This is a genomic window from Halomonas sp. (genome assembly GCF_031581305.1).
In the GTDB taxonomy this organism is placed as follows: Bacteria; Pseudomonadota; Gammaproteobacteria; order Pseudomonadales; family Halomonadaceae; genus Halomonas.
In genome coordinates, this window is sequence record NZ_JAVLBC010000149.1 from 1 (window position 1) to 7,896 (window position 7,896).

Annotated in this window: 7 protein-coding genes; 5 read left to right on the forward strand and 2 right to left on the reverse strand. The window is 66.5% G+C overall.

What is annotated here, in order from left to right; genetic code table 11:
* Nucleotides 1-286: thioredoxin domain-containing protein (locus RI841_RS12155; RefSeq protein ID WP_310705865.1), on the reverse strand; the 286-nt coding region annotated here is incomplete at its 3' end.
* 162 nt (nucleotides 287-448) lie between these two features.
* On the opposite strand from RI841_RS12155, the gene RI841_RS12160 reads away from it, so the two are divergent.
* The 5 genes from RI841_RS12160 (at nucleotide 449) to RI841_RS12180 (ending at nucleotide 7,060) form a co-directional block, all read left to right on the forward strand.
* The gene (locus tag RI841_RS12160) at nucleotides 449-2,233 is read left to right on the forward strand and encodes an ABC transporter transmembrane domain-containing protein (protein ID WP_310705872.1); all 1,785 of its coding nucleotides are present in this window, start codon (nucleotides 449-451) and stop codon (nucleotides 2,231-2,233) included.
* Between the two features lie 256 nt (nucleotides 2,234-2,489).
* A complete protein-coding gene (locus RI841_RS12165) occupies nucleotides 2,490-3,581 on the forward strand; it encodes a TRAP transporter substrate-binding protein DctP (RefSeq protein WP_310705866.1) in 1,092 nt (363 codons plus the stop codon).
* 20 nt (nucleotides 3,582-3,601) lie between these two features.
* Nucleotides 3,602-4,117 carry a TRAP transporter small permease subunit gene (locus tag RI841_RS12170; RefSeq protein ID WP_310705868.1) on the forward strand — a complete coding sequence of 172 codons (516 nt, stop codon included), beginning with the start codon at nucleotides 3,602-3,604 and terminating at the stop codon, nucleotides 4,115-4,117.
* Nucleotides 4,114-5,439 (forward strand): TRAP transporter large permease subunit, encoded by a 1,326-nt coding sequence (locus RI841_RS12175; protein ID WP_310705869.1) that lies wholly within the window; start codon nucleotides 4,114-4,116, stop codon nucleotides 5,437-5,439. Before RI841_RS12170 ends, RI841_RS12175 begins: the two co-directional genes overlap by 4 nt.
* 34 nt (nucleotides 5,440-5,473) lie before the next feature.
* Nucleotides 5,474-7,060: a gamma-glutamyltransferase family protein gene (locus RI841_RS12180; protein ID WP_310705870.1), complete on the forward strand. Its 1,587-nt coding sequence runs from the start codon at nucleotides 5,474-5,476 to the stop codon at nucleotides 7,058-7,060.
* 400 nt (nucleotides 7,061-7,460) lie between these two features.
* On the opposite strand, the gene RI841_RS12185 is transcribed toward RI841_RS12180, so the two are convergent.
* Nucleotides 7,461-7,778, reverse strand: a complete 318-nt coding sequence (locus RI841_RS12185; RefSeq protein WP_310705871.1) for a cupin domain-containing protein — start codon at nucleotides 7,776-7,778, stop codon at nucleotides 7,461-7,463.
* Between the last annotated feature and the right edge of the window lie 118 nt (nucleotides 7,779-7,896).

Below are 7,896 nucleotides of genomic sequence, written 5' to 3' on the forward strand. Positions count from 1 at the left end.
CCAGCTTGGCGAAACGCAGGCGGGGCTCGAGGTCTCGGGCGGCCTCGGCAAAGATCGGCGCCATCATCTTGCAGGGCCCGCACCAGCTGGCCCAGAAGTCCACTACCACCGGCAGCTCGCTGCGCTCCACCAGGGCCTGGTAGTTGGCCGCGTTAAGCTCCATTGGCTCGCCAGTAAACAGCGGCTGCTTGCACTTGCCGCACTTGGGGGCATCGTTCAGACGCGCCTGACTGACACGGTTGACCGCGCCGCAGTGGGAGCAGCCCACGGTAAGGGAGTCCACCATCTCGCTCTCTCCATCCGACAGGTGATATCAGCACTATGCTGGCGCCCGGCCGACGCATCAAGCGGCATGGCGCCGCTGGCTACCACGCGCTCCGTCATGCAGCGACCTCCCGAGGCTGCTATCGTCGCGACAACACCCGCCGACGCTGCCGCCGAGATCCCCATGGCCCCACGACCCGATCCCCGCGTGCTGCTGCGCCTGCTGGCGCTGCTGCATCCTTACCGCTGGCGTTTGATACTGGCGGCGCTGGCCCTGCTCGCCGCGGCAACCAGCGTGCTGGTGCTCGGCCAGGGACTGCGCCTGGTCATCGACCAGGGGTTCCTGGCCGAGGATCGCGCAGGGCTCAACCAGACCCTCGGCCTGATGCTCGTCGTGGTGGCGGTGCTGGCGATGGCCTCGGCGCTGCGCTATTACCTGGTCACCTGGATCGGCGAGCGGCTGGCGGCCGACCTGCGTCGCCGGGTCTTCGACCACCTGCTCGACCTCGCGCCCGGCTTTTTCGAGACCCGTGCCGGGGAGAGCGGCGGCGCCGGAGAGATCACCTCGCGACTGACGGCGGATACCAGCGTGCTGCAGAGCCTGTTCGGCTCGTCGATCTCGCTGGCCCTGCGCAACCTGCTGATGCTGGTCGGGGCGGTGGCACTGATGTTGGTGACCCAGCCATGGCTCTCGGCCATCGTACTGCTGGGCATTCCCGCCACGGTGCTGCCGATCCTCTGGTACGGACGCCGGGTGCGACGCCTTTCACGCTTCAGCCAGGACCGGGTGGCGGAACTCGGCCGCTATGCCGGGGAGGCCCTGGCCGGCATCCGCACCGTCCAGGCCTTCACCCACGAGCCCCAGGATCGCCAGGCCTATGGGGCTCGGGTCGAGGAGGCCTTCGCCACTGCCGTGGCTCGCACCCGCCAGCGCGCCTGGCTGACGGGCATTGCCATGCTGGCGGTCTTCGCCGCGGTCGGCGTGATGCTCTGGCAGGGCGGCCAGGCGGTGCTGGCCGGCAGCATGACCGCCGGCGAGCTCTCGGCCTTCGTCTTCTATGCCGTGCTGGCCGCGGGCGCCGTGGCGACGCTGGCCGAGGTGGCCGGCGACGTCCAGCGCGCCGCCGGGGCCGCGGAGCGGCTGCTGGAGCTGATGGACACCCACCCGAGCATTGCGCCGCCGGCCCGTCCGGTCCCGATGCCCGAGCCGCTCTCCGGGGAGATCCGCCTGGAGCGAGTGTGCTTCACCTACCCCGGCCGTGAATCACCGGCGCTCGATGACGCTGACCTGACTATCCACCCGGGCGAGAGGGTGGCGCTGGTGGGGCCCTCCGGGGCCGGGAAGAGCACCCTGCTCTCGCTGCTGCTGCGCTTCCATGACCCCGAGTCCGGCGCCCTGCGCCTCGACGGCGTCGACCTGCGCGACCTGGATCCACGAGAACTCCGCACGGCGCTGGGCCTGGTGGCTCAGGAGCCGGTGCTCTTCACCGGCAGCGTGGCCGAGAACCTGCGCTATGGAGACGCCGAGGCCGGCCTCGACGAACTGCGCAAGGCCGCCCGGGACGCCAATGCCCTGGACTTCATCGAGGCCCTGCCCCGGGGGTTCGATACCTCGCTCGGCCCCGGCGGCGTGCAACTCTCCGGCGGCCAGCGCCAGCGCCTGGCCATCGCCCGGGCGCTGCTCAAGAAGCCCGGCGTGCTGCTGCTTGACGAGGCCACCAGCGCCCTGGACGCCGAGAGCGAACGGCTGGTGCAGCAGGCCCTGGACCGCCTGATGATGGGCCGCACCAGCCTGGTGATCGCCCACCGCCTGGCCACTGTGGTCACCGCCGACCGGCTGCTGGTGCTGGACCGGGGCCGTCTGGTGGCCAGCGGCCGCCACGATGAGCTGCTCGAATCGAGCCCGCTCTACCGCCACTTGGCCGAGCTTCAGTTCGGGAGCCATCCAACGGCGATCGCCAGCCCCTGACGTCTCGCGCTGCCTTGGTGCCCGAGGCTCTCTCTGCTACCCGCTTCAGGTGCAGGAAGCGGGGCGATGCATCTCCATGACGCTGGCTTCGCGTTGGAGAGCCTGCCACAGGCCTCCGTTATTGACACAATATTTCTCTTTTAATCAGTTATTTAAACAATAATCGATTTTTATGGCATAACCCTTGCAATGGTCACGGCGCAATGAGAACGACGGGCTTCCGTCATCCATTCCATGACACCCAGGGGTGAACTCCATGACACTCTCGCGCCGCAACTTCCTGACCACCGCTGCCGTTACCTCCACCGCTGGACTGGTAATGGGGGCGCCCGCCGTAGTCCGCGCCCAGTCTTCGGAAACCTTCAACTGGCGGATGACCAATGCCTATGGCCCGGGGTCGCCCTTCTATGTCGAAGGACCGGGCAGCCCCACTGACTTCTGCCGCAAGGTGGAGCAGCTCTCGGGGGGGCGAATGAAGATCGATCATTTCGCCGCCGGTGAGCTGATCCCCGCCCTGGAGGGCTTCAATGCCGTCTCCAGCGGCACGATCGAGATGAATGCCGGCAATGCCTATTTCTGGGCGGGACAGGTGCCGGCTGCCCAGTATTTCACCACCGTGCCCTTCGGGCTCAACACCCAAGGCATGAACGCCTGGCTCTATCACGGTGGTGGCCAGGAACTCTGGGACGAACTGTATGCCTCCCGAGGCCTGGTGGCGATGCCGATGGGCAACACCGGGGTGCAGATGACCGGCTGGTTTCGTGAGCCCATCGAGCGTATCGACGATCTGGATGGCCTGAAGATGCGTATTCCCGGGCTGGCCGGTAAGGTCTACAGCGAGTTGGGCGTCGCCGTGCGCCTCCTGCCCGGCGGCGAGATCTTCCCGGCGCTCGAACGCGGGGTGATCGATGCCGCGGAATTCGTGGGACCCTTCCAGGATCGTCGCATGGGGCTGCACAAGGCGGCCAAGTACTACCACACCACCGGCTGGCACGAGCCCACCAACGTCACCGAGCTGATGATCAACAAGCAGGCCTGGGACAGCCTGCCCGCCGATCTCCAGGCCATCGTCCGCACGGCGGCCATGGCCTGCAACCTCGAGAGCCAGGCCTGGTGTGAGGCGGTAAACGCCGATGCCCTGAAGGATCTGGTGGAGAACGAGGGCGTCATCGCCGAGCCGCTTCCAGCCGCCGTCGTCGATGAGCTCAAGCGGGTGACCGCCGATGTGCTTGCCGAGATGGCCAGCGAGGATGAGGAGACCCGCAAGGTGCATGACGCCTTCATGACCTTCCGAGACAAGCACGCCTCCTGGGCAGCCGTCAGCGAAAAACCCTTCCTCAACCTGTGACTTAACCTATGAATAGCGCCATGTTGACACTCATCGAGAGAATCGAGCGGTGCATCGAGTGGCTGGGTTGGCTCGCCAAGGCGAGCCTGCTCGGCGTAGTGCTGCTGGTGGCCGCCAATGTCCTGCTTCGTTATCTGTTTTCCATCAGCCCCGTGCCGCTCCAGGAACTGGAATGGCACCTGGTATCACCCATCGCCCTGATCGGGATCTCCTATGCCCTAAGGCATCGTGCCGACGTCCGGGTCGATATTTTCTATGAACGCTTTCCCGAGCAGGCCAAGGGACTGGTCGACATGCTCACTGGCCTACTGACCCTGGTGATCGGTGCCTATGTGGTCTGGCTGGCCTGGCCCTTCGTGATGCAGTCCTATGCCTTCGGCGAGGGATCCCCCAATCCGGGCGGCCTGACCCATCGCTATCTGCTCAAGGCCTTCCTGCCGCTGGGCTTCGCGGCGCTGGCCCTGCAAGGCCTTGCCGATATGCTCAGTGGCCTGCGTCAAGCCTGGCAACCGGCGCTCGAGACGGAGGTGGCATGAGCCTCAACGAATGGCTGGCCATCGGCATGATCGGCCTCTTCTTCGCCATGATGCTGATGGGGATTCCGGTCGCCGTCTCCCTGGCCGTCTCGGGGTTCTCTGCGGGGCTGCTGGGCTTCGGGCCCATGCTGTTCAACCTTCTGCCGGGCCGACTCTATGGCGTGGTCACCAACTACACCCTGATGGCGATCCCGCTGTTCGTGTTCATGGGGGTAATGCTGGAGAAATCCCGGGTCGCCGAGGACATGCTCGACACCATCGGCCGTGCCATGGGAGGGCTGCGAGGTGGCATGGGCATGGCCATCCTGCTGGTGGGCGTACTGATGGGTGCCTCCACGGGTATCGTCGGAGCCACTGTGGTCACCCTGGGCATGTTGACGCTCCCCCCCCTCCTGCGTCGCGGCTACCATCCCGCGATCGCCTGCGGCACCATCTGTGCCTCGGGCACCCTGGGGCAGATCATCCCGCCGAGCCTGGTATTGATCCTGCTCTCGGACATCACCGGGGAATCCGTGGGCGCGCTGTTCGCCGGTGCCGTGGTACCGGGTCTGGTCATCGCCGGTGTCTATGTGGCCTTCCTGCTTCTGCTGGGCTGGCGTCGCCCCGCGTGGCTGCCGGCGATTCCCCGCGAGGAGCGTGAACAATTCAGCCGCCTGGACCTGCTGCGCGACATCGGCCGCAGCGTGGTACCGCCGTTGTCGCTGGTGTTCATCGTGCTGGGATCGATCATCGGCGGCGTTGCCGCTCCCACCGAGGCGGCATCCATGGGGGCCGTAGGCAGCCTGCTCCTCGCTATCCTGAGCCGTCGCCTCGACTGGCCGATGCTCAAGGCCACCCTGCACGGGACCCTGACCATCACCGCCATGGTCTATTTCATCCTGCTGTGTGCCCAGCCCTTCGCGCTGGCGTTCCGTGGCCTGGGGGGCGAGGGGCTGGTCCATGACATGTTCGCGCTGCTGCCGGGCGGGGAACTGGGGGCCCTGCTCTTCCTGATGCTGCTGCTCTTCGTGCTGGGCTTCTTCCTGGAGTGGATCGAGATCTGCTATATCGCCTTGCCGATGTTCCTGCCGGTCTTCATCGGCTACGGGACCGACATGGCCTGGCTGGCGATCCTGGTCGCCATGAACCTGCAGATGTCCTTCCTCACGCCGCCCTTCGGCTGGGCTCTGTTCTTCCTCAAGGGGGTGGCGCCCAAGGAGGTAAGCACAGGACATCTCTACCTGGGTGCCATACCCTTCGTAGGCATGTTGATGCTCTCCATCGCCCTGGTGTTCCTGTTCCCGTCCATCACCACCTGGTTGCCGGCGATCATCGGCTGGTGAGCTTGATGACAACGAAAAACGACAAGGAAATCCCATGATCCATACCCGACGTAGCTACGCTGGCATGTGCGTGGCACCCCATCACCTGGCCGCCGAGGCGGGACGTGATGTCCTCAAGGCCGGAGGCAATGCCGTGGAAGCCATGGTGGCGGCCGCCGCCGCCATCGCTGTGGTCTACCCGCACATGAATGCCCTGGGCGGAGACGGCTTCTGGCTGATTCATGAACCGGGCAAGGCGCCGGTTGCCATCGATGCTTGTGGTCCTGCGGCGGGCCTGGCCACGCCGGCCTTCTATGAGGGCTACAGTCGCATTCCCGAACGCGGCCCCCTCGCTGCGCTGACCATGGGCGGTACCGTGGGGGGCTGGCAGGAAGCGCTGGAGGTCGCACGAGGCTGGGGGTCAGCCATGCCGTTGCCCGACCTGCTGGCCGAGGCGATCCGCCACGGCCGCGACGGGGTGGCGGTGTCACGCAGCCAGCACCAGCTCACCGCCAAGCACCAGGCAGCACTCTGCCAGAGCCCCGGCTTCGCCGAGGCCTTCCTCATCGACGGGCGGCTGCCGGAGATCGGTGAGCGGCTACGCCAGCCGCGTCTCGCCGAGACCCTCGCATTGCTCGGCCATGCCGGCCTCGAGGACTTCTACCGCGGCGAGCTTGCCGTCGGCATGGCGAAGGATCTGGAGGCCCTGGGCAGTCCGCTGCGCCTGGACGACTTCAAGGCCTACCGTGCCCAGCGGGTCACTCCGCTCGAGGTCGAGCTCGAGCAAGCGACACTCTATAACCTGCCGGCGCCCACCCAGGGGGTGGCCGCCCTGATGATCCTTGCTCTCTACGAGCGGCTGAAGGTCAGCGAAGGGGAGAGCGTTGGGCACCTGCACGGGCTGATCGAGGCCACCAAGCGGGCCTTCCTGCTACGCGACCGTCATGTCACCGATCCCGGGCGCCTGGGGGTATTGCTGCAGGACCTGCTCGGCGAGGAGTCACTCGCCCGCGAAGCCTCGCATATCGACCCGCACAAGGCACTGCCCTGGCCCCACGAGCCGGCACCCGGGGACACCATCTGGATGGGCACACTGGACAGCGAAGGCCGCGCCGTCAGCTTCATCCAGAGCATCTACTGGGAATTCGGAAGCGGCGTGGTGCTGCCGGAGAGCGGCGTGCTGTGGCAGAACCGCGGCATCAGTTTCTCGCTGGACCCGGATGCCCTGCGCGGCCTGGGGCCGGGACGCAAGCCCTTCCATACCCTGAACCCGGCGTTGGCTCGCTTCCGGGACGGCCGCACCCTGGTCTACGGCACCATGGGCGGCGAGGGCCAGCCGCAGACCCAGGCAGCGGTCTTCTCGCGCTACGCCTTCCACGGCATGCCGCTCCAGGAGGCGATCAGCGCCCCACGCTGGCTGCTCGGCCGTACCTGGGGGGAGAACAGCACCAACCTCAAGCTCGAATCGCGGATACCCACGCAGAGCGTCGAGGCGCTGCAGGCCCTGGGCCATGATGTCGAGGTACTCCCCGAGGCCTTCAGCGACACCATGGGCCATGCCGGAGGCATCGTGCACCACCCGAACGGCCTCATGGAAGGCGCCCACGACCCGCGCAGCGATGGTGGCGCCGCCGCGGTCTGAGACGGGCCCGGCAGCGCAGAGCAGCCTCATGGGATCACGCGTCTTGCACCTCGATGATCAGGTCAGGGATAAAGAGCGGTAAGTCGATCGGCTCATGGACATGGCCGTGGAGCCAGGGGTCCCTGCGGCCCATCAGCTGCAGAAGGGAGGCGAAGGCCGGAGAGGGCCCCTCGCCGTGGTAGCGCAGCAGTATGCATTCGGCCAGGGGGCGTGGTGGCTGATCACCCTCGGGTCGTTGAACGGCCGGGCCAGCTCCGCTTCAAGCCAGGCCAGCGCCTCTGAATGCAGACGCCCGCTCTCTCCCGGGGGGAATACCACGGCTTCGGGCTGCTCGATGATACGAAAAGCCGGCATCAGGGCCAGCACCCCGGCCTCGATGAGTGCCGGGTCGTGATCGGCCTCATTCGTAGTGCACCGCCAACCAGATGGTGTCCTCATCCGGGTCGGTCCAGGCGACACGATGTCGGCAATGGGCGGGGATCGCCAGGTGGTCGCCCGAGCCGAGCGTCACTTCCTTGCCGCTTTCGAAGGCCACCACGCCCTTGCCCTTGAGCACCAGCACCCACTCGTGTCGCGGCTGGTCATACCAGCCGGTGTCGGGTGAAGTGTGTCCCCGCGATACAATGCGCTCCACCGTCACCGCACGGCCACTCACGACCTCCTCGAACAGCTCCTCAGGGAGGGGCTCGGGTATCGTCTCGAACAGATTTCCCATCATCTACCGCCCTTCAACCTAGACGACCATGCCCAATGCATGGCCGTTATGTCCCGGGATATTCTGTCATGACCCTATCAGCCCGGCTTTGGCGGGCGCATGCGTTCCCTGCCCACAACCA

Coding starts and splice junctions, on each gene's coding strand:
- RI841_RS12175 (WP_310705869.1), top strand. CDS start 4,114: ATGAGCCTCAACGAATGGCTGGCCATCGGCATGATCGGCCTCTTCTTC.
- RI841_RS12160 (WP_310705872.1), top strand. CDS start 449: ATGGCCCCACGACCCGATCCCCGCGTGCTGCTGCGCCTGCTGGCGCTG.
- RI841_RS12185 (WP_310705871.1), bottom strand. CDS start 7,778: ATGATGGGAAATCTGTTCGAGACGATACCCGAGCCCCTCCCTGAGGAG.
- RI841_RS12165 (WP_310705866.1), top strand. CDS start 2,490: ATGACACTCTCGCGCCGCAACTTCCTGACCACCGCTGCCGTTACCTCC.
- RI841_RS12180 (WP_310705870.1), top strand. CDS start 5,474: ATGATCCATACCCGACGTAGCTACGCTGGCATGTGCGTGGCACCCCAT.
- RI841_RS12170 (WP_310705868.1), top strand. CDS start 3,602: ATGTTGACACTCATCGAGAGAATCGAGCGGTGCATCGAGTGGCTGGGT.